Raw genomic sequence first — 20,367 nt, 5'->3', positions numbered from 1 at the left:
ACTATCACTCCGTGATTCTTTTAACGTTTAAGTTGTCAAAATCCTTATCAAACGAATATATCTCCTTCACACCCTTCTTCATCATGATAACGTAAGCTATAGCATCACTTAATCCCACATTCTTCTTTTTTGCAATCTTCAAAGCGTTCAGGCAATCCTTCTTTGTAACGTCGAACACCTTAACATTTCCAGCAACAAGCAGGAATTCCTCAATCTTCAGAGCTTCATTCAGCGGTAGATAGCTCTCAAGCAGATTTGCTATCTCAGCAATTTGAACGACCGTAATGCCAACCTCCTCACCTTCGTTTATCCTCTTAACAATCTCCTTGGCCGACTCCTTTATCTTTACCTCGTGAGGTTTCAACTTTCTTTTCGGTTTTATGAAGGCGTGAACGAATACGCTCGCATCAACGAACCTCAAGCAACTCCCTCCTTACGGATTTCCAATCGGATAGATCCGATTTCAAATCAACTTCAATCTTGTCGAAGAATTTGGTAAGATCTACCAGTTTATACGGCCTTATAGTGATCTTATCCCCCTCAACTCTCAGAACTATCCTTCCGTCCTTTGCATACTTTTCCCTCCACTCCTTCGGCAACACCAATCTACCCTGTCTATCCAGTTCCTTAATTACTTCCATATCAGATGCCATGGCAAAAATTCAGCAATGGGACTATTTAACAATTACCACCTAAGCTTCCAAGGTGTTGGGTGTAGAGTTCTCTCATCAGCTAAAGGCCTCCACCACCATTCATTTTCAATATACCACTTCACAGTTTTCCTTATCCCTTCTTTGAAGCTGTGCTTTGGTTTCCAACCCAACTCTTCTCTAATCTTCGAGGAATCCAGACTATATCTCAAATCGTGTCCCGGTCTATCCTCAACGAACTCTATTAGGCTTTCATCCTTACCCATCAGATCTAGAATAGTTCTCACGACTTCAAGATTCGTTTTCTCCTCACCGCTCGAAATGTTGTATACTTCTCCCTTCTCTCCCTCTCGCATTACCAAATCTACCGCTTCGCAGTGATCTAAGACGTAGATCCAATCTCTGACGTTCTTTCCAGTTCCGTAAATTGGTACCTTCAGATTCATCGATGCTCTGATGATTGTCTTAGGGATCAGTTTTTCAGGGAACTGATATGGACCGTAGTTGTTCGTGCATCTTGTGATCATGGCATGTAAGCCGTAAGTTCTAACCCAAGCTAGAACAAACATGTCGGCAGCAGCCTTACTTGCCGAATAGGGCGAGGAAGGCTTTAATCTATCCTCTTCTTTAAAAGAGCCTTTTATAATATCTCCGTATACTTCGTCTGTGTTGTGGAGTAAGATGGGGACATTTCCGCCAAAGAACTTGTGGTTGCGATCGATAACGATGTCGTACACCATAGTATTCGTCTTTATCCTCCTAATTTTACGAACCTTTGCGACGCCTATGTCCGAAGTCACGTATCTACTATACCTTCTTCCAATCAACTTCTTGGCCTTTTCCTTACCAATCAACATATTTCTCTTGTTTCTGTACTTACTAACCACGTATCTCGGCAAAAGATCTATCACTAATTCCAGAGGAATGCATTTTGAATGTGGGGTTCTTACGATTTTACTCTCATAATTTTCAGAAGATATGACCAAGTCATGCATTACTAGATCATATTCTCCCCTTCTCTGAAATTCACCCTTCATATTCTTGCAAATTCTTCTCACGTATCTAGCGTTAATCCCTTTTAGCCTACACAACCAGAGTAAGCTCGTAATTAGCGACTCATTCGCTGATGTAAACACTCTAGAATTGTCACCTCTAATATGTGCATCGCCTTCGTATCCTTCGAGCAGTTTGAAGATGTATTCTTTAGGTAATTTCCATACCCAGTTAGGAATGCGCTTGTCCCTTGAGTTTGCGCCCCACTCCGAAAATATTGCATGTAGGATTTTGCCTCCAAATTCCAGCTGATAAGTGCCAAGTTTATCTTTACGCCTGATTTGTGCTTTTCTATATCTGAAATACCTCTCAAGAATTTCCTTTGCCTTCTGCAGTGCCTTCAGATCTTTTGTTGTTATTACAACCTTTTTTAACCCTTTTTTCATCTCTTTTTCCGTATGAGATGCATGGCCCTCTGCCAAATATAAGCCGAAAAGCCACATTAATTCGGGAGAAATTTTGATCTCCTCTAAATCACTTGGCAAGTTTAGAATCCTCCTATATATCCGATACTTCGTCTCCTCCATGCCGTTTTTCAATTCTTCTAAGCCTTTTTTGGTAATACTGTATTTCCTACCTTTTTTTGTTATCATCCCCTGCTCAATCATATCTTTTAAAGCTTCGTAACTTATGCCAGAAATTCGTGTGAGCTCCTTTAAGCCTCTTGGACCATTTTTCAGGATTTCAAGTACTTTCTTTCTTGCTTCAACACTCTTCTTAACTCTTCGGTTTCTCTCAAACTCACTAGGATCTATATAGTCTCTAATCCTTAAGACATGTTCTGATTCAAATCCATTTCTACTGAAAGCCAGTAACGTTACTAGATATTCTCCCTCTCTCAATTCTGACACGTATTTCTCCCTTACTCCGTTTCTGTCAAATACGAAAACGGAATGAGATCCTGTGGTTTTAATTTTCCCTCCACCCTCATACTCAATTTCATAAATCTCATTGGCTGGATGACTAACAATTCCAGAAATGGGCATAAATTCTACCTTAAGATCTTCGTTAATCGTTAGAGCCTCGTATTGATGGTAATTACTCTCATTCAAGAAGTCTATTCTTGTTAGGAAAATGTCTCCTGTCTTTTTATCTCTTAATAGTACTGGTGTATCTCCCGTCACACTACTGACCTGAATGAGCTTAGCTTCTGGATTATTCTTTCTCACAGCTTCCAATATCGTAAAAACCCCTATAACGTTGCTCTGCAGGAAGGAATACGGATTGGAAATGCTTCTATCCACGTGCGATTCGGCAGCGAGATTAACTATTGCATCAACATCCTTCACAAGCTTAGAAATCAACTCGTAATCCGATATATCTCCTTTAACGAAAGTGTATCTCTCATCGCCTTCAACATCCTTTAAATTGTTCGGATTGGATCCGTATTTCATTGCATCCACGTTAACAACTTCGACATCCGAATACTTATCGAGGAGATATCTGATGAAGTTGCTCCCTATAAAGCCCAAGCCACCTGTAACGAGCACCCTCATGTTATCACAACACTATGTTAGAGTTGTCTCCGACTACAAACCTCTGTCCCGTCGGTTTTGAATCTCCCTTCTGAATCGTTACACCCCTACCGATCAAGCTCTCTATTATCCTCCCAGCGTTTATTATTTTGCTACCCTCCATTATCACGCTGTCCTCTATTTCCGTTCCAATAACCTTACAGTTGTTACCAACGGACGTGTAAGGTCCTATGTAAGAGTCAACTACCTCGCAATTCTTTCCAATGATGCATGGCCCTTTAACTGTTGAGTTCTTGATGATACTCCCTTCTTTAATTACAACTCTCCCGATAACTTTAGAGTTGTCTAAGCTTCCTTTAATCTCCGACTCGATCTCATCTAAAACCAACCTATTAGCCTCAAGAATGTCCTCCGGCTTTCCAGTGTCTTTCCACCATCCCTTAACTATCGATGCTTCAACTCTATAACCTTTATCAATCAGCCATTGAATTGCATCCGTAATCTCAAGCTCGTTACGCCATGAAGGTTTAATATTCTTACAAGCTTCGATTATTATGGGCTTAAAGAAGTATATTCCCACTAACGCATAGTTCGAAGGTGGAACTTTTGGCTTTTCTATCAACCTCTTAACCTTACCGTTCTCATCTAATTCAGCGACACCAAAACGTTGTGGTTCGTCAACTTCTGTGAGCAGTATGAGAGAATCTGGATTTAACTCCTTAAATCTTCGAGCGTGTTCAACAATACCATCCTTGAGAATGTTGTCACCTAAATACATTACAAACTCTTCATCGTCCAAAAACTCTTCAGCGACAAGTATTGCATGAGCCAATCCTAATGGATCACCCTGATATATGAATTCGATGTTTGCATCCCAGTCGACAGACTTAACGGTCTCGATAACCTGATCCCTATTTGGGCCAACAATTATACCTATATCCTTTATCCCGGCTTCAATTACGTCTTCAATTGCATAAAAAAGCACGGGCTTGTTAGCGACTGGAATTAACTGCTTCTGCTGAGAATAGGTGAGCGGTCTTAGTCTTGTTCCATGTCCGCCAGATAGTATCAGTGCTTTCATACGAAATCTGGACTAATAATCTATTTATTTAAGTCTTACGTGAATTACTATACCAGTAGTGATGAAAATAGCTTACGTATATGATGCTGTGTATCCGTGGATAAAAGGAGGTGTAGAGAGGAGAATATACGAAATCGGCAGGAGATTGGTGAGTAAGGGTTACGATGTTCACTGGTTTGGAATCGGTTGGTGGGGAAATAAAGAGCACGATTTAGACGGTATTAAGCTCCATCCCGTCTGCAAACCACAAAGACTTTACGTTGGCAGAAGAAGGAGCATTAAGGAAGCTGTAGTCTTCGCTCTAAATTTACTGACCAAGTTGTTTAAATACGATTTAGATGTGATAGATTGCCAAGTTTTTCCGTATTTTCCGACGTTTTCGTCGAATCTTTACACGTTGATTAGGCAAAGAAGGTTGATACTAACATGGCACGAGGTTTGGCAGGATTACTGGTACGAATATTTGGGACTTAAAGGTTTCTTCGGTAAAGTCGTCGAAAACTTAACTGCAAGAATTAAGTGTGATGTCATAGCGGTTTCCGAAAGAACGCTACGAGACCTAATTCTAATCGGAGTTAACAACGCTAAACTCATACCGAACGGTATAGACTTCGAAAAAATAAGGCAAATCGAACCAGCATCTCTGGAATCCGACATAATATTTGCTGGGAGGTTAATCAGAGACAAAAACGTCAATCTGTTACTCGAAGCGGTAAGAATTCTCAAGGACGAAATACGTGATTTAACCTGTCTGATCATTGGTGATGGTCCTGAAAAAGACAGACTCTGTAAGCTCGCACTCGAATTGGATTTAGACAAAAACGTCCGTTTTCTCAACTTTTTAGAATACGACACCTTAATATCTTTGATGAAATCTTCTAAGGTTTTCGTTTTACCATCTACGAGGGAAGGGTTCGGTGTAACTGCCTTAGAGGCTAACGCATGTGGATTACCAGTCGTAACTGTAAGACATCGGAGAAATGCTGTAACTGAGTTAGTTAGAAGGGGATGCGGAATACTATGTGATCTAAACGCTAAAGACTTAGCTGAAAAGATAACAATCGCAATCGAGAAGAGGAAACGTATAAAAAGGAGATGCGTAGAGTGTGCAAGACAATACGACTGGAACAGAATTGTGAAGCTAATCGTAGATTTGTATGAGGGTAAGTGTTATTCTCCCGACGAAGGATGAAGAGGGAAATATACGTGATCTCATAGATAGATGTAAAAAGATACTTGACAATTTCGAATACGAAATAATAGTCGTCGACGATTCGAATGACAGAACGCCAGAAATAGCCGAATCTATGGGCGCCAAAGTCGTTAGAAACGTTAAAGGATACGGAAATGCATACATTGAGGGATTTAAAGTGGCGAAAGGTGATTACATTGTTATGTTGGATGCAGATGGTAGTTATGATCCTTGCGAAATTCCAAAGCTTTTAGAACCACTCATAAGAGGTGACGCCGATTTCGTCATAGGTAGCAGATTTAAAGGTAAAATAATGCCAAAAGCCATGCCCTGGCACCATAGATACATAGGTAATCCCCTCTTAACGAAGATCATGAACGCACTCTTCAAAACTAAGATCACGGATGCCCATAGCGGAATGAGGGCTATAAAACGTGAAGCTCTTTTAAAGCTCAGCCTAAAATGTCCCGGAATGGAGTTTGCGTCAGAAATGATAATCGAAGCTGTTAGAAAAGGTCTGAGAATTGTGGAGGTTCCAATAACGTACTATCCACGAAAAGGTAAGAGTAAGCTTAGGTCGTTTAGGGATGGGTGGAGACATCTCAGATTTATGCTGTTGTATTCACCAACTGCTCTCTTCGTAATTCCAAGCTTAGCTTTACTAACAGCTGGCATTATATTAATAACGTACGTTCTGCTATTAGACCCAATAAGAACGCATTCACTCGTTTTGGGATCACTTTTAACCGTTCTCGGACTGCAAACGTTCTTTTTCGGAGTGGTAAGTAAAATATACAGCGTCGAAATTGGATTAACCAAAGAAGACAGAATAACTAAGTTCTTTTCACGTTATTCCGTGCTCGAAGAAGGGATATTGGTGGGTTTAATTTTACTTTCAATTGGTTTTGCCGTAGGATATTACGTATTTAAGGTTTGGTATGAGAGCGGTTTTGGTCAGTTAAACCAGTTGAACATGGCGATTCTATCGTTTTTGCTGATGACAATAGGTATCCAAATCATCCTCAATTCGCTCTTCATAAGCAGTCTAAGGCTTAGAACTTCATACGAATGATCGAAATGCTTTTATTAATTTAATCGATCTCCACATCCATGAGAAAAAATATATACCTACCAATTGTGCTCGCAGTATCTTTCCTCGTAAGATTTCAAAACTTCGATAAAGTTTTTTCTTCCGTTATCCTCCCAGCTGGTTACGACCCGTATTATCACTTAAGATTGGCTGAAGTCATAGTTAAGTCGGGATACAGACCAGATTTCGACTACTACCTGAACTATCCGTACGGATTAAAGATTGGATGGTTACCTCTTTTCGATTACACTTTAGCCCTTCCGGGGATGCTCTTCGGATTCAGATCTACAGAAATCTTTGCAATGGTTTTTCCAGTCGTTTTAGGCGTTTTATCGACTCTACTGGTGTATCTCATATCTAGAAGGCTTTTAAATAACGAGTACTTTGCCACCCTTTCCGCTTTGATCTTCGCCGTTACGCCAGCAGTTGTTTACGTTAGCGTTTTGGGATTTTGCGATCACCACATCTGGAACGTCTTTCTGCTCTTGTGCTCTATCTACTTTCTACTCAGAGACGACTGGTTGTCTTTATTATCAGGAGTTTTTATAACATTACTGGCCTTTTCGTGGGTCGGTGCGCCGATATACGCAGCTTTAATCGCCCTTGCTGCACTAATACACTTCAACGACAAAAAAATCCTTATCACTGCAATTTGCATTGGCGTAGCCTCTGTTTCCTTCATTCTTAAACCATTCTTGGGCTTGGCTTTTTTGATGATAACGGCATTTCTCGTAGTGGGATACTTCGTCAAGAAATTCGAAGATAACAAGAAAAATATAACAATTTATTATGTTTTGACTTGTACAATATTAGTGGTTATACTCTATTTCTTGCCAATCAAAGAGTTATGGTTTGTGAGAAGTGGTATAGACTACCTCTTCGGTAGAAATATCTATCTCCCAACGATAGTTGAGGCTCAACCGTTCAAGTTTAGAGAAATAATAACTATTCTCGGTCTATTCGTGTTCTTTCTCGCTATGCCATCCTTGTTGATATTTAGAAACAAATTCGTTCTAACTCTATTCATTTCTACGTTGTTCTTAGCAATACTCCAAATAAGATTCACCGAAGTATTGTCCGTTCCAATCTCTCTTTATGCATCCCACACGCTCTGCATACTCCTTGACAAGATGGGTTATCCCGTGTTTAATGGGGAAACCAAAGCTATGGACGAATTAAAAGATCGAAGGAAGAAGCATAATAGAAAGAGTAAGAGAAAGAGTAAGCGCGATACTAAAAGAGACGACGAGATTACTTTGGGTTATAAAATATATACCTTGGGATTTATATGCTTCATTCTTTTACCGTCATTCGTTGCAGCAATAAGACCGTTTGATATGAATGAAAGCTGGAAGGATGCGTTGATATGGATAAACAAAAATACCGAAAAAACTTCTTATTACTCACAGCCCGATAAAGGGAAGCCAGAATATTCCATTCTGAGTTGGTGGGACTACGGTAACTGGATCGTTTACGTAGCTAAAAGGCCAGTAGTCTGCAACAACTTCCAAGCTGGTGCTATCGATGCAGCTAAGTTCTTCACAGCTCAAAGTGAAGAAGAAGCGTTAAAAATCGTCAAAAAAAGAGGAGTTAAATACATCGTTACCGATGATGAAATGCAACTGGGTAACGAAACTTTCGGAGGAAAATTCCAAACTATTATGCGCATAGCGGGAATGAATCCAGACTCGTTAGGATTGAATAAGACATTGGAAGTATATAACAATTCGATGTTTTACAAGCTTCATATCGAGAATGCGGTATCGCTCGAACACTTTAAGCTTCTTAAGGACTTCGGTAAAGTTAAGGTGTTCATTGTCCAGTAACTGGACGGCCTCAATTTTCTAACGTTCTCGCTTCATTTCTCAGCTCTGTACACTACTACAACGTCATTCCTTAACTCAACGGCTAACTTTTCGCCCTAATTCCATCCCAGCTCTTCTACTAACGCCTTTGGGATTGTAATGAACATAGAACCTTTGGTACGATTTAGACTAGTCGTTCACTACGTAGTTGCATTAAAATGATCCCAAAAGTAGCTGAAAGTAATCAAACCACTCAGATCGAATCCTAATGCAGGTTCTTAAGTAAGTAAGGGCATATCAATTCTCATTTTCACTTTTCAAAAGTTCTCTAAACCTCTCTTAGGAAAAGTGAACGCACGATGCACGGTCATTTCATTTATTTGAGTAAAGATGTTATTGTGTTAGCATCCACGATAAGCTTATCACAGTCTAGATTGGATGTCTTTAACTTTAATAATTCCAAATCCTTCTTTCTCGCCTTTATTTTCACCTCAGCACAGCACACAACTTTACCTCTTACGGTTACGACGACATCTACCTCTGGAGAAAGCATGACTTCCTCCTCTCCACCGTATTTCTCAGCTAATGCGGTTCTCACGAAATCCTCGAAATATTTAGGTAGTTTTTCCTTATAGGCTTGTTCAAAAGTCTTGTTGTCTAAACTCAACTCCGATATACCGTATTTTGTATCGAGATAGTAGAAGAGGTCTATCACGGGTGATGTAATTTTGTAAATCCACTTTTTCTTTCCGAATACTTTTATCCTCTTTACCAATCCCATTTCTAAAAGGTTTGCTAGGAAAGACTTAATATCACTTGAGGTTTTACCGAGAAAACTAGCGACATCTTTAGGAAAGACGTATCCCACTGCCAAAGCTCTCAATATTCCCTCATAAGTTTCCGTTAGCTCCCTATTCTCTTCGAGGAATATCTCTCCAATGAGACCTCTAACGCTCGCAAATCCAGCTTTTACAGCATCTCTTACGTTCCCTTCATAAAATTGAATCAGCCAAGGATCTCTTAGAAATACAAGCTCCTCTACACTACTAAAAACTTTCAGCATGTCTGAAGGTCTTATCAAGTCGAGTTTGACGGGTTTTACTAAGCCTAAGAGGGGACTCCCCGCTGATAAAACGTTCTTTAACACTCTCATGCTCGATCCAAGCAAAATTAGTTTAGCTTTCTTTTCTTCGGCAAAGTGTAGTAGGTCTACAAAATCCTCCGGCAACCTCTGAAATTCGTCCACAACTATGACATTTCTTTCATCCTTGAGTAACTCGTAAATCAAAGTTTTGAAAGTCTCGTAACTCAGAGTTTTAAAGCCGTAATCGGTTTCCATCAAAATCGGTCCAGCCCTCTCTACGAAGAAGTAATGCGTGTATTTCACAAAGTTCCTAACGAGAAAGGTCTTGCCGACCTTCCTCCTGCCGTATAACAAAACCCATCCCTTTTCTTAATTTCGTGAACCTCCATTCTCGGAATCACTATTCCCATAATTGCAGTTCCGACTTTGATACTTAAGCTTACCTACTGCTGAACTGTTGCTAAAGAACTTTTTAATCTCTATATAAATTCTTGACATCCTCTCTGCACTAAACAGTATTTCCGAAAGTTGGCAATTAGGTCAACCTAAATAGGGTTGGGAATTTTTATTTTATTTTGAAATTTTCTCTGAATTTTTATCTGGTTGCCAAATATTCCACTTTCGGAACTACTGTGAAATGCGAGGCTTTCTTAGCGACGTTTTGTAATTCCCAAAGAGGTTAGAGATTGACTGAGAATAAAAACTAGGGACTATTTCGAATATACTCCTAATGTACCTCTTCTTTTTCATCCTGATTTAGTCAAGTAAAATTCTTATCAAACGATAGCACTTGTGATCGGCAAAAAAGCCATTCCCTCCAACGCCAATTCTATAGCAATAGCCAATCCTCTAAACAACCACTCATCCTTACTCACGTGGACATACATCTTGCATACCCTTACCCTTGCTCCTTGATAACTTTTACCGTTATCTTCTTCATGAGTTAGTGAAAGTATTAATACCCGTATTGACGTAAAAATCATCGATGAGTTTAACAATCTTGAAGGAAATAGAGGGAATACTGGAAGAAAGACCGATAGATAAGCTAATTGTGAAAGCCTTGATAAACGAATTAAGGAGAAAGCTCTCGGAATACATCTTGATAGACGAAATGATGAGAAAAAAGTACGGTATGAGTTTTGAGGAGTTTAAGGCTAAAAACGTAGTTAAAGAGAAAGGTTACTCTTTTGAAGTTGAGAGCGATTATTGCGATTGGGAACTTGCAATAGACGGTATAAAAACAATCAAAGAAAAGATAGAAAAGCTTGAAAAGCTACTATGAGTATAGACGATTTCATCAAAGAGGTAGAGTCTGCAACAGACTACTATTCGCTCAAGGTCGAAATACTTGCTAAAACGAAGAACGCTGTTAAGATAAAAGTTCCAATAACTGAGAACATTTACATTCAGCTGTATTACAACCAAAAGAGCGGAACGAAGAATTATGTTCTCATAGGATGGAATAGGAGACTGTTCGGACGAGATTGCGTTGGCGGTGAATGGCACAAACATCCGTTCGAAAATCCCAATGAACACGACTTCAGTAAAAATGGAAAACGAGAAGTTTCCGTCTTGGAATTCTTTCACGAAGTCTTTAACTTGTTAAAAGAAAACGGTTTAATCTAAATTTGACAGGAAGTATTCAGCTACTTTAGGAGTTACGTAAGCTTCTACAAATGCCGCTATTACTATTAAGAATTACAGAGATTAATGCTAACGTGAAGTATCCTTTTACGTCTTCTTTCGTCAGGATTGTTTCTTTTTTGCCCGCTAAATACCTGATGATTTCGTAGGGGGATTTTAAAACCAACCGTTTCTACTATGATACTGGCGGGAATTTCAAAAATGCAACGAGAGATCGTTAGTACTATAATGTCTAAAAGACTAAGACCAAATTTCAAGGCTTCGAATACAATATATCCTATGTTGTAGCCATTGTATACAATTGAAATGTAGTAGCTCCAAAAGTTATCGCACTTTCTCGCAAGGTATTCTGAATGCGCTTTTCCTTCAAAATAATAGATGTAAAGACTTGAAGATCTTTTAGGCTTCCTTCCCTTTTGTTTTTCTAATCTTTCATCGATCGTCAGCGATGTTAAATCGTGAGATTTGGATAGTAATGCGTCAAAGATATTCTAAGTATCGAAGTCCCCACTTTCGACGACTTTCTCGAGCTCACGTATCTTCTCAAGTAACAACTCACCAAATGGAGTAAGTTTGTAATATTTCGTCCCTCTTTTTGGAGTATCAGGAATAACTTCAATCTCTATCAGTCTGTACTTAATAAGTGCGTCTAGTCGCTCTTTTAGGATCTTCTTATCACCGACAATGCGCTCGAGAACACTCCATCTCTTCTTCGACTCCTTCAAAGCTTCAAGTATTTCCAAACTACCGCTAAGGCAAATTACCGTTCTAATTATATCGTTAACCCGCTTGCTCACTAACCAACTACTTGTTTAGAATTATATAATAATTAGTTGAATTAAATCAACAAATAGTTGAAAATTCGAAACTTTATTAACCTTACCTTTAGAAAAATGTTTAAATATTTAATAGTGATTCTTAACGAAAACTCACGGCAAGGTGTCCCGAGTGCGAGAAATGCTGATCTCTGGAGAACCAGGAGCAGGAAAAACCTTGCTACTGTTAAAACTGATGAAAGAATTCGACAACGTCATTTGGGTAACAACGACGAGAACCGCCAAAACTCTTAGAAAGATTCTGAAAAACGACGACATTTGGATAATAGATGCATACGCAGGAACAAACGTAAGCACACATCCAAGGAACTTGGTCGTGAGTAACCCCTTTAACTTAAACGAAATAAACATGAAAATCTCCCAAGTTCTTGATCAGATAAAAGGCGAAACACTCGTGATACTCGATTCTATCACTGGTTTACTCCTCTATCACGACCTTCGGAAGGTCGTCCACTTCGTAAAGAATGCACTCGTAAAAGTAAAAGAGAAAGGGGCTTCAAGCGTGTTCACGCTCGTTAAGCACGCACACGACTCTCAAACCAAAACGAGCCTTTACGCGATGTTTTCAACGGTCGTGGAACTCCTTAAAAAAGACAACAAAGAAACCAGAAGGTTCGTTAGGATCGTTAAGTCTGTTGAGTACGTTGAGCCGAATTTTGGCGAGGTTAAAATCGTTAGGGACGACATAATCCTACCGGGCCACATAATGGATTACATTATGAGAGTTTTAAAGTCTCGATAACCTATCTCGCGTAACCCAATGCGAGACTTGGGTTGATTAATCCCCTCACACCACCAACCTTAACAGAGCAAGCGTCTTGGAAATGAAAATGTTAAAGTCTTCTGATCAGTATTTTAAGCTCTCCTATTGGATCGGGACTATCGTCAACCGATAAATCCAACCTACCCTCATCGGATTCCACTATTAAAGCACACGATCTCTCCCCTCTCCTATCTCCCCCAGCATCCCTACCGTAATCTAAAGCCAACAGCAACCTCTCTTCAAACGATTTCCCTCTTCTAAAACCAGCTACCATTGCTCTGAGAACTTCCTCACCGGCTATCAAATTTCCAGCCACGACAAAGTTTTCTCCTATAATGTGTCCCTTAAAATCTGGAGTTCTCTTACCTGTGAATGCCGACTTCCTCCCCTTCGCATCTATCATTATCACCTGCCTGTACTCTCTCCCCGGATCCCTCTTTAAAAGAATCTCTAACGCCTCTTTTGGCGAGTACCCTTCTTCTAAGAGTTTTAGACCAACTGTACCATAGGAGACTTCAGTATAGCCTTGTGTGGCTATGGCTCCAACTCCCCTCTTTACGTGTGGTACCCTACTCCTTACGTAAACGCTACCCGTTGCCACTGCTACTCCCAATTTTTCTCCTTCTTTCGCAACTATCGAATACGTCATCTTAACGAATCGTTTCTTGGAATTTATTGAATGTTTTTGGTTGCTCGTTTCAGGTATTCACAGCCTCGTAAAGGGCGTCCTTCGTCGTCCGGTGTCCAGACTTCTTCTTCAAAGCTTCTAAATCTTCTTCCCTTAGGATGGTTTGAATGTGCAACAGCTTCATGCTATCTCTTAGCACTACGAAAACATAAGCTTTTCAGGATAAAGCGTTATAAACGTCGAATCTGCATTGCTTACGTGAGCGAAGTTTACGTTCACGTTTCGCACGTCCTTTCCAAGGTAGACCTGACCGAAAAAGAAGTTTTGACCGCTTTCGGAGAGGATCCTCTAAAACCCTTCGAACTCGTTCGAGATTTCGTGGAGTATCTGGGCTTCGAGAAAGTTAGGAACGTGAAGTTCGAGGACGCCTTCTTCGACGGGAGGAACTTCGTAATCGAATACTCGGTCGAATTCGACGGGGGCAGAGTTTGCGTGAGGATAATCCGCTCCGAGAAACCCTACGAAGTCTTAAGAAAGTATTACGAAAAGTTCGACCGTCTTACAGACTAATCCCGCAAGATTATTCCCCTCTTTTTGAGGTTCTCCAAGACGAATGGGTAGGTTTCCAAGTGCTCGTACTCTACCCTGCAAGGGACGGGTAGCTTATTCCTCAGAGTCTCTACGCCTTCCTCTCCGAAAACGTCGTACATCACGGCAACCCAGAATGGAATACCCTTTTCAGCGAGGACTTCGAGGGCTTCCAACTGGTAGTGGAAGAATTCTCCCTTGGCACCTGTAATCTTCTCAAAGCTTTCCTCGTCCCAGCCTTTCACGGTAACCCTCACCACCACGTTCAAGCCCACGAAGAGGTCTACGAGCTCTGGAGAATATCCGAACATCAGCCCATTCGTTTCCAAGATGAATTCACCACTGGTGCTAGCTATAACCCTAGCTACGTGTTTAGCTGAGTCTTTTCCTAAGATCGGTTCAGCACCGCTTATCCTGAACAGGTAGCAATTCTTAGCCCTCGCAATCTTAAGCAACCTCTCGGCAACTTCTTCGGGCGAGTAAAACTCCCCGTACCTTTCGGGATGTAGATTTTTGAAGTAGTTCCAGCAGTAAGCACAAAGTAAATCACAACCAACGGTATCGGCTGTTACTATTCCACCGTAGTAGCGGGTGTAGCGAAATCGATAGTACTTCCTTTTACCATTGTGCATTACTATCCTTTCGACTTCTCTCGCCCTTTCAACTGGATTAAACGGTAGTTTTAGGAATCTTGAATTTTTCTTTCCCTTGTACATAAGTTCTTACCTCATCAAAGTATAACTCTTAACACTTTTCAACTACGTGATAGGCTAACTCATACGAAGTATCCACAGTTTGAAGAAGGGGTCTGAGATTTCGTATTTGTTTCCAACCTTACTAATTATCTCCTTTTTCAGTAGTCCTTTAATTGCCACTTGAACGTTTGACGCTCTTTTGAAACCGTACTTTTGCAGAAACTCTGCTGAATACAGGTCAGTTTCCCCTTTACTCAAAGCGACGAGGACTTTTCTTTGACTAAGGGTTAGATCATCCCATATTGTCACGTAAGCGTCTGCTTCCTCGTTTATTATTTCTTCCACAATCCTAACAACATCGTTAACATCAACCTTTTTATCACTAACGAAAGCATCGAACCAGAGCTTGTGGCAGAGCATCTGCGTGTAGTAAGGATGACAATCAGTCACGTCAAGAATTCTATCCACAGCTTCACTATCAATTTTAATACCGCTCTTCTCGAACTTTTCTTTTATAAACTCTTTAAATTCTTCTCTAGGAATTTTGTTAAGCACTACATGCATTCCAAAGTTGTAGAAGGGACTTAAGGCTGAGCGAAAAATCTTCTCCATCATACTCCTCTTACTACCGACGAAAATATAGCAAACATCAGCGTGCTTTTGAAATGTGGATCTCATTTTAGGTAGAACGTCATTGCCCAATTGAACAACCTCTTGAAATTCATCAAAAACAACTGCTACTCTTTTTTTCGAGCGTTTTGCCAGCTTTTGTGGTAATTCCAACGATTCCTCAAACGCTTTATCTTCTTCCTCAAATGAAAACTCTACCTCTATTTCCTCTCCCAACCTTATCTTGGGTCTAACCCTCTTAAAAATCTCCCTTATAGATTCCACGATCCTCTTGGTTTTCCACTTTTTAACCACTTCTGTAGCTATTTTCTCAGCTAATTCTCTCTTTGAAATTAGACCGTAGCAGTCTATCCAGACGGATACAACGTCTAATTCCTGAATTGCATTGTATACGAGTGAACTCTTTCCGTATCTTCGTGGGGAGTATACTATGATGTTTTGTCCACTCAAAACAGCGTTCTTTACAAGTTCCAGTTCTTTTCGTCTATTAGCAAAGCAGTCCTTGCCTACGATTTTACCGTAGACGAACGGATTCTTCATTACACAATCACCTATAACACTTTGAAATGTAATATTCCTTATATCTTTCGATGTAATACAGATTCCTAATTCTAATACTTCACACAGTAGCTTAAACTTTATTAACTAAGCCAGAGCTGATTCTATCGTTTTCGTATTCATTTCACTTACTTTATCCATGAATCAAAGCTTTTATTCGAGGTAAGCAAGTAAGTTAAGTAGTGAAATATAGTCGTATGAGTGTAAACTTTGCAGTTTTATGGGATTTGGACGGAACGCTCATAGATACTACAGACTTGCACGTATACGCATTTATCGAAGCTCTAAGAGAGATGGGATACAATGCCAATGAAGAACACGCGAAAGCGTTTAGGCAAAGGATAGGAAAACGCTTCGTGGATATAATTAAAGAAATATTCCCAGCTATGCGGGAAGTTGAGATTGAGAGGTTAAAGAATATTCGTAGGAGGATTGTTCTCTCACGAGTTGATCTAATAAAGCCACTTCCACCTTCACGATTACTACCAATCGTTTCCAGTGTGTGTCCAACAGCGCTGATTACATCGTCAAATAGACAGTTTACAGAGAATATCTTAAATCATTTCAAATGGAGATCGTACTTTGACGTTGTAATCACGGGAGACGATGTGAAGCATGGTAAGCCCAATCCAGAACCAGTTCTCCTCACACTCAAAAAACTTGGCGTTTCACGAGGAGTTCTAATCGGAGATACTGAATACGATCGTTTGTGTGCCGTCAACGCTGGAATCATGTTTCTACCAGCCGATAAGGCAGATGACGTGCTGAAAATCCTGTCCTCATTGGATCTTCGCTCTTCTTAGCGTAAGTTTACCCTTGTTAAGCATATAATTCAACTATTAGTTGAATCATAGTAGTGGGAAGTAGTTACGAGTGCTCAGACTTGAAAAATTTAGAGAGATTCTATGACGTGGCTCTGAGTAGCAATCCAGTTTAATTTAAGGTAATAGGGCAAAAAGGTTGAAGGTTAAGACTGGGAGATATTGTTATACCACATGGCTGTTACCATCACCATACTCAGTAATCCTCTAATCACAACTCTCAGTAAAGGAGATAATACTATATAAATTATTAATATAAATAAATTATTGAGATTTTTATATCTCTTCCAGTTTCAATATCCTTTTCACATTTTTCCTTATGATATCACGGAAAGGCTATGGGTAAACTCTATTACCTCCAATGTATGTTTCCAGCACCCTTATATTTATTAAATCTCGTTCGTTAACTTCAAACGGGTCTCTGTCAACTACGACGAAATCGGCAAATTTGCTTACTTCAAGCGTCCCGAGGTTTTGTTCTTCGAACAGCAGGTAGGCTGAGCCGTAGGTGTAGCAGTAGAGAGCATCCTCGACCGTAAGACTCTCGTTTTTAGTTAATTTATAGAGTTCTAGTCCTTCACATTTGCCACGAGTCACGGCTGAATAGATAGTTTCCCAAGGATTAACCGGCTCCACAGGAGCATCGGTTCCAAATCCTACAACTATTCCTTTTTCAATCAAGCTTTTGAGGCGATAGACCCATTTAGCCCTCTTTCGACCGACCCTCCTTACGACCCACCAGTCGCTCATGATAAAGTGTGGTTGTGCCGATACAACAATGCCAAGTTTGGCAATCCTTTCAACCTGATCATCCCTCAATACTGAAGCGTGTTCAATCCTATGCCTTGCAATCTTAGCGTTGTGCTCTTGATACACATCGAGAATCATATCTATTGTTCTATCTCCAATTCCATGAATTGCCAGCTGGAGGTTCGCTTCGTGAACGTTTTTAGCTATTTTTTCAAGTTTGTCTTTGCTTATAATCGGAAAACCGCACGTATCTTCGTCTTCATACCGTTCTGAAAGCCACGCAGTCCTCGCACCTAAAGATCCATCTGCTATGATTTTAACACCGTTAATCTTCAGAAATTCTTCTCCAAATCCCCTGCTGACTCCAAACTCGGTGATTTCAGGGTCTTTAAAGTAAACAAACACTCTCAATTTTAGCTTTCTTTTAGCCCTTAACCTCTCCAAAGCCTTAAACGACTTTCCACTACAGATTACAAAGCCTACAGCCGTAACACCATGTGATAGAACGTGTCTCATGGCAGATTCGATAAACTTCTCGTAATCTTCAGGCTTCAGGCTCTCCCTAAACTTATTTACTGCAGTTGTATAGGCATCTTCTACGACAACCCCTATAGCCCCTCTTTCGTTTCTCATAACGTAAGGAGACTCTGAATCTAAAAGATTGCAAATCTCCATAGCCTTAGTATTCAAAACTCCAGCGTGAAGACAGAACCTTGAAAGCAAAACGGGTCTATCATCAACAACTTCATCCAGATCCCATCTCGTTGGATATCGTTTTAACAACTCTTGATCCCATCCGTATCCAACGATCCACTCAGACTCAGTCTTTTCTGCGTGTTCCTTAAGCCTTCTCCTAAGCTCATCTATACTTCTAACACCTCTTAAATCGAGTGAATTCAAGTAGATTCCAAGCTCGTCGAGATGTATGTGCGAATCGATGAAGCCCGGCAATACTACCCTACCTTTTAAATCTACAACCTCTGCATCAAGAGACTCTGCAATTTTCAGAGCCCTCTCATCACTTCCAGCGTAAACAACTCTTCCATTAACTACAACTATGGCTGAAATTACTTCTTTCGGTTTAAATGACTTGTAGATCTTTCCATTTACAAATGCTACGTTTTTTGTAATATCTTATCACCCCCAAGAGCTCTATTAGAAACTTTGAGATGCTCTGTTGATCAGTTCTATAGGATTTAAATTTCGGAATATAAAGAGTTAAATGTGTCAAGATTTAAGGTTTAGGGTTTTAAAGAGGTTAGCAAGGTATTAAGGGGCTTGGATTTAATTAATACTGTTTATCAGCTTTAAGAACTCAGAGTAGACCTCCGCACTCAGCCTAAACCCCTTTTTGATCATCTGATTGACTTTGTCTATGGTAGTTCTCTTATCGATCTCACCTTCTTTCAGCATGAGAAATATCAGGTAGAGCGTCCCGTAAACTTTCACGCCTAAAAGCTCTCCAACCTCTCTCGCTATACTGTCATCGGTTATTGCAATCCCATTAGTTTCTTTTGCCAAAGATAAAACCTCTATCTCACCTCTATGTAATTCTTTAACCTCTTTTAGCCAATCTACCGGTTCAACTTTAACGACCTTGAAAACTCCCTTACCTATCAGCTCATCAACTATGAAAGCATCAACCTCTCCCTTCTCCTTACCCTTAACGACTACTTCATGGTATACCGTTTCCGGGATTAGTTTCTCACCCTTAAGCTCTTCGAATACCCAGCTTAAGCTTACCTTGCTCAAGTAAATTAATGGCATCGAGTTGAATATCCAGATCACTTCATCGCCTCCTCAAAATCCTTCCTCAAGTCTTCAACGGTTATGTTAAGCGATATTCCCCTTTCCTTGATTAGTTCGATCATGTCTCTTATCGATATTTCAGCAATCTCAGCCGCTTTCGCCAGCGAGACTTTCCTCTCAATGTATAGGTTTAAGGCTAATCTCTTGAGCTCTTCGTTGAGCCCTTTCTCTAAAGCTCTTCTGACTATCGATGATTTATCGGCTTTCTCAAATTCTATTAGCTTCTTAATCTTTCTCTCTAAGTCGGGAGTGGGTCTAACGGAGATTACACTCATGTTTACAAATTCAATTCTCGTTTACTTAAGCGTTTCTTTAACGGTAATCGGAGAACGTTATGTTAACTTATGATTCAACTAATAATTGACTCTTAATTTAGGGGGCACTAAAACATTAAATTACTGTCACCAGCATACATTAATAAAAACATTAATTTACAGTTACATAAGAAACGTTTTTATAATCTTTAAACCCTTTCTTAACATGGACGCAGTAGCCTACATCAGAGTCAGCACAGACGAACAAAACCCACAAGGACAACTACAAGTTCTTGAGCAATACGCTAAAAACAAAGGGTATAAAATAATAAAAATATTTGAAGAAAATATTAGCGGTAGCGTGTCACCCCTAGAAAGACCCATTTTTAGAGAAATGCTGAACTTCTGCAAAAGGAACAATATTAAAGTCATAATCATGTACGATCTTACGAGGTTTTATCGTGCCAAAAGCCCACTAGAAGCGTTAAACCTCCTCAAAGAACTGTCAAAAGACGTATTCATAGACTTTGCCAGAGAACCCCAAATCGAAGATCCCTTCTTAAAAGATCTCTGGGACTTTATCAAATCGTGGTTCGCCAGCTATGAGAGAGCTCAGATCTCAATGAGAACAAAATACGGTATAATGAGAGTTAAAAACGAAGGTCGCCTCTACCACAGACCTTCCATCTTACATTACTTCGCATCTATCCTTTTCAACAAAGATATAAGCGAATTGACCAAAGAAGACTTGGAAAGGGCAAAAACCCAATTCGTAGCCATCGTATCCAAGTACTGGTATGATAAACGGTTCAAAAAGCATCAAATAGCGGAAATACTAAAAGATTACGAGACAATATTCAAAAAGCTCTACGAGAAGTATCCTCACGCTCCAACAAGCTATCAGGTATTCTGGAAGATTATGAGTGGTAAATGAACATCCCAGAAATGCTAATGTATTACA

Annotated in this window: 22 protein-coding genes and 3 pseudogenes; 9 read left to right on the top strand and 16 right to left on the bottom strand. The window is 40.0% G+C overall.

Translation table 11 applies throughout. The annotated features are described in order from the left end of the window. Positions 1-4: 4 nt before the first annotated feature. The 6 genes and pseudogenes from ARCPR_RS06010 to ARCPR_RS05990 form a co-directional block, all read right to left on the bottom strand. Positions 5-421, bottom strand: a complete 417-nt coding sequence (locus tag ARCPR_RS06010; protein ID WP_012940588.1) for a type II toxin-antitoxin system VapC family toxin — start codon at positions 419-421, stop codon at positions 5-7. Next, on the bottom strand, positions 408-653 hold the full coding sequence (locus ARCPR_RS06005; RefSeq protein ID WP_012940587.1) for an AbrB/MazE/SpoVT family DNA-binding domain-containing protein: 246 nt from the start codon (positions 651-653) through the stop codon (positions 408-410). The genes ARCPR_RS06010 and ARCPR_RS06005 overlap by 14 nt, the downstream gene beginning before the upstream one ends. Before the next feature lie 32 nt (positions 654-685). After that, positions 686-1,330 (bottom strand): annotated as a pseudogene (locus ARCPR_RS10205) (dTDP-glucose 4,6-dehydratase); the annotation flags it as partial. After that, a pseudogene (locus ARCPR_RS10200) lies at positions 1,331-2,827 on the bottom strand (LAGLIDADG family homing endonuclease); the annotation flags it as partial. It abuts the pseudogene before it with no gap. Next, positions 2,816-3,199: pseudogene (locus tag ARCPR_RS10195) on the bottom strand (GDP-mannose 4,6-dehydratase); the annotation flags it as partial. The pseudogenes ARCPR_RS10200 and ARCPR_RS10195, both read right to left, overlap by 12 nt. Before the next feature lie 4 nt (positions 3,200-3,203). Continuing rightward, positions 3,204-4,259, bottom strand: a complete 1,056-nt coding sequence (locus tag ARCPR_RS05990) for a glucose-1-phosphate thymidylyltransferase (RefSeq protein ID WP_012940585.1) — start codon at positions 4,257-4,259, stop codon at positions 3,204-3,206. A 61-nt stretch (positions 4,260-4,320) separates the two neighbouring features. Between ARCPR_RS05990 and ARCPR_RS05985 the strand changes: the two genes are divergently transcribed. From ARCPR_RS05985 to ARCPR_RS05975, 3 genes are read left to right on the top strand one after another with little or no spacing between them, the layout of a single operon-like run. Next, on the top strand, positions 4,321-5,451 hold the full coding sequence (locus ARCPR_RS05985; RefSeq protein WP_012940584.1) for a glycosyltransferase family 4 protein: 1,131 nt from the start codon (positions 4,321-4,323) through the stop codon (positions 5,449-5,451). Next, complete coding sequence (locus ARCPR_RS05980) at positions 5,417-6,523, top strand: glycosyltransferase family 2 protein (protein ID WP_012940583.1); 1,107 nt, start codon at positions 5,417-5,419, stop codon at positions 6,521-6,523. Before ARCPR_RS05985 ends, ARCPR_RS05980 begins: the two co-directional genes overlap by 35 nt. Positions 6,524-6,561: 38 nt before the next feature. Further along, positions 6,562-8,367 carry an STT3 domain-containing protein gene (locus ARCPR_RS05975; protein WP_012940582.1) on the top strand — a complete coding sequence of 602 codons (1,806 nt, stop codon included), beginning with the start codon at positions 6,562-6,564 and terminating at the stop codon, positions 8,365-8,367. A 355-nt stretch (positions 8,368-8,722) separates the two neighbouring features. Here the strand turns inward: ARCPR_RS05975 and ARCPR_RS05970 are convergent, their stop codons facing one another. Then, positions 8,723-9,784 carry an AAA family ATPase gene (locus ARCPR_RS05970; protein ID WP_012940581.1) on the bottom strand — a complete coding sequence of 354 codons (1,062 nt, stop codon included), beginning with the start codon at positions 9,782-9,784 and terminating at the stop codon, positions 8,723-8,725. A gap of 631 nt (positions 9,785-10,415) precedes the next feature. Here ARCPR_RS05970 and ARCPR_RS05965 point away from each other — a divergent pair. Then, positions 10,416-10,712 (top strand): hypothetical protein, encoded by a 297-nt coding sequence (locus ARCPR_RS05965; RefSeq protein WP_012940579.1) that lies wholly within the window; start codon positions 10,416-10,418, stop codon positions 10,710-10,712. Then, positions 10,709-11,056 carry a hypothetical protein gene (locus ARCPR_RS05960; RefSeq protein WP_012940578.1) on the top strand — a complete coding sequence of 116 codons (348 nt, stop codon included), beginning with the start codon at positions 10,709-10,711 and terminating at the stop codon, positions 11,054-11,056. Before ARCPR_RS05965 ends, ARCPR_RS05960 begins: the two co-directional genes overlap by 4 nt. Positions 11,057-11,121: 65 nt before the next feature. On the opposite strand, the gene ARCPR_RS10190 is transcribed toward ARCPR_RS05960, so the two are convergent. Both ARCPR_RS10190 and ARCPR_RS05955 read right to left on the bottom strand, forming a co-directional pair. Further along, positions 11,122-11,331: a hypothetical protein gene (locus tag ARCPR_RS10190; protein WP_245526125.1), complete on the bottom strand. Its 210-nt coding sequence runs from the start codon at positions 11,329-11,331 to the stop codon at positions 11,122-11,124. A 234-nt stretch (positions 11,332-11,565) separates the two neighbouring features. Further along, the gene (locus ARCPR_RS05955; protein WP_012940577.1) at positions 11,566-11,871 is read right to left on the bottom strand and encodes a winged helix-turn-helix transcriptional regulator; all 306 of its coding nucleotides are present in this window, start codon (positions 11,869-11,871) and stop codon (positions 11,566-11,568) included. Positions 11,872-12,013: 142 nt separating this feature from the next. Here ARCPR_RS05955 and ARCPR_RS05950 point away from each other — a divergent pair, with 142 nt between their 5' ends. Next, entirely contained in the window at positions 12,014-12,652 is a 639-nt protein-coding gene (locus ARCPR_RS05950; RefSeq protein ID WP_280959701.1) for a DUF7504 family protein, read from the top strand. Between the two features lie 91 nt (positions 12,653-12,743). Here the strand turns inward: ARCPR_RS05950 and ARCPR_RS05945 are convergent, their stop codons facing one another. Continuing rightward, positions 12,744-13,322 carry a DUF1028 domain-containing protein gene (locus ARCPR_RS05945; protein ID WP_012940575.1) on the bottom strand — a complete coding sequence of 193 codons (579 nt, stop codon included), beginning with the start codon at positions 13,320-13,322 and terminating at the stop codon, positions 12,744-12,746. Between the two features lie 49 nt (positions 13,323-13,371). After that, complete coding sequence (locus tag ARCPR_RS09785) at positions 13,372-13,485, bottom strand: DUF5371 family protein (RefSeq protein WP_187286406.1); 114 nt, start codon at positions 13,483-13,485, stop codon at positions 13,372-13,374. A 74-nt stretch (positions 13,486-13,559) separates the two neighbouring features. On the opposite strand from ARCPR_RS09785, the gene ARCPR_RS05940 reads away from it, so the two are divergent. Beyond that, positions 13,560-13,871 (top strand): hypothetical protein, encoded by a 312-nt coding sequence (locus tag ARCPR_RS05940; RefSeq protein ID WP_012940574.1) that lies wholly within the window; start codon positions 13,560-13,562, stop codon positions 13,869-13,871. On the opposite strand, the gene ARCPR_RS05935 is transcribed toward ARCPR_RS05940, so the two are convergent. Both ARCPR_RS05935 and ARCPR_RS05930 read right to left on the bottom strand, forming a co-directional pair. Beyond that, the gene (locus ARCPR_RS05935; protein WP_012940573.1) at positions 13,868-14,605 is read right to left on the bottom strand and encodes a radical SAM protein; all 738 of its coding nucleotides are present in this window, start codon (positions 14,603-14,605) and stop codon (positions 13,868-13,870) included. The genes ARCPR_RS05940 and ARCPR_RS05935 overlap by 4 nt on opposite strands. A gap of 54 nt (positions 14,606-14,659) precedes the next feature. Beyond that, positions 14,660-15,754, bottom strand: a complete 1,095-nt coding sequence (locus ARCPR_RS05930; RefSeq protein ID WP_012940572.1) for an AAA family ATPase — start codon at positions 15,752-15,754, stop codon at positions 14,660-14,662. A 200-nt stretch (positions 15,755-15,954) separates the two neighbouring features. Here ARCPR_RS05930 and ARCPR_RS09385 point away from each other — a divergent pair, with 200 nt between their 5' ends. Further along, a complete protein-coding gene (locus tag ARCPR_RS09385; RefSeq protein ID WP_052294193.1) occupies positions 15,955-16,575 on the top strand; it encodes an HAD family hydrolase in 621 nt (206 codons plus the stop codon). Positions 16,576-16,929: 354 nt separating this feature from the next. Here the strand turns inward: ARCPR_RS09385 and ARCPR_RS05920 are convergent, their stop codons facing one another. The 3 genes from ARCPR_RS05920 to ARCPR_RS05910 all read right to left on the bottom strand — a co-directional run bounded on the left by ARCPR_RS05920 (position 16,930) and on the right by ARCPR_RS05910 (position 19,427). Beyond that, positions 16,930-18,474 carry an amidohydrolase gene (locus ARCPR_RS05920; RefSeq protein WP_012940570.1) on the bottom strand — a complete coding sequence of 515 codons (1,545 nt, stop codon included), beginning with the start codon at positions 18,472-18,474 and terminating at the stop codon, positions 16,930-16,932. 153 nt (positions 18,475-18,627) lie between these two features. Next, positions 18,628-19,131 carry a DUF3368 domain-containing protein gene (locus ARCPR_RS05915; RefSeq protein WP_148208688.1) on the bottom strand — a complete coding sequence of 168 codons (504 nt, stop codon included), beginning with the start codon at positions 19,129-19,131 and terminating at the stop codon, positions 18,628-18,630. Continuing rightward, positions 19,128-19,427, bottom strand: coding sequence for a UPF0175 family protein (locus ARCPR_RS05910; RefSeq protein WP_012940568.1), 300 nt, complete (start codon positions 19,425-19,427; stop codon positions 19,128-19,130). Before ARCPR_RS05910 ends, ARCPR_RS05915 begins: the two co-directional genes overlap by 4 nt. 205 nt (positions 19,428-19,632) lie before the next feature. Between ARCPR_RS05910 and ARCPR_RS09380 the strand changes: the two genes are divergently transcribed. Continuing rightward, positions 19,633-20,340 carry a recombinase family protein gene (locus tag ARCPR_RS09380; protein WP_012940567.1) on the top strand — a complete coding sequence of 236 codons (708 nt, stop codon included), beginning with the start codon at positions 19,633-19,635 and terminating at the stop codon, positions 20,338-20,340. Positions 20,341-20,367: the final 27 nt, after the last annotated feature.

The organism is Archaeoglobus profundus DSM 5631, assembly GCF_000025285.1.
Classification (GTDB): domain Archaea; phylum Halobacteriota; class Archaeoglobi; order Archaeoglobales; family Archaeoglobaceae; genus Archaeoglobus_B; species Archaeoglobus_B profundus.
The sequence above is the reverse complement of the archived record's forward strand: the minus strand, read 5'-3'. Positions and strand labels throughout refer to the sequence as shown.

Coding starts and splice junctions, on each gene's coding strand:
- ARCPR_RS05960 (WP_012940578.1), top strand. CDS start 10,709: ATGAGTATAGACGATTTCATCAAAGAGGTAGAGTCTGCAACAGACTAC.
- ARCPR_RS05985 (WP_012940584.1), top strand. CDS start 4,321: ATGAAAATAGCTTACGTATATGATGCTGTGTATCCGTGGATAAAAGGA.
- ARCPR_RS05930 (WP_012940572.1), bottom strand. CDS start 15,754: ATGAAGAATCCGTTCGTCTACGGTAAAATCGTAGGCAAGGACTGCTTT.
- ARCPR_RS09380 (WP_012940567.1), top strand. CDS start 19,633: ATGGACGCAGTAGCCTACATCAGAGTCAGCACAGACGAACAAAACCCA.
- ARCPR_RS05965 (WP_012940579.1), top strand. CDS start 10,416: ATGAGTTTAACAATCTTGAAGGAAATAGAGGGAATACTGGAAGAAAGA.
- ARCPR_RS05980 (WP_012940583.1), top strand. CDS start 5,417: ATGAGGGTAAGTGTTATTCTCCCGACGAAGGATGAAGAGGGAAATATA.
- ARCPR_RS09785 (WP_187286406.1), bottom strand. CDS start 13,485: ATGAAGCTGTTGCACATTCAAACCATCCTAAGGGAAGAAGATTTAGAA.
- ARCPR_RS05990 (WP_012940585.1), bottom strand. CDS start 4,259: ATGAAAGCACTGATACTATCTGGCGGACATGGAACAAGACTAAGACCG.
- ARCPR_RS05935 (WP_012940573.1), bottom strand. CDS start 14,605: ATGTACAAGGGAAAGAAAAATTCAAGATTCCTAAAACTACCGTTTAAT.
- ARCPR_RS06005 (WP_012940587.1), bottom strand. CDS start 653: ATGGCATCTGATATGGAAGTAATTAAGGAACTGGATAGACAGGGTAGA.
- ARCPR_RS05975 (WP_012940582.1), top strand. CDS start 6,562: ATGAGAAAAAATATATACCTACCAATTGTGCTCGCAGTATCTTTCCTC.
- ARCPR_RS05945 (WP_012940575.1), bottom strand. CDS start 13,322: ATGACGTATTCGATAGTTGCGAAAGAAGGAGAAAAATTGGGAGTAGCA.
- ARCPR_RS05910 (WP_012940568.1), bottom strand. CDS start 19,427: ATGAGTGTAATCTCCGTTAGACCCACTCCCGACTTAGAGAGAAAGATT.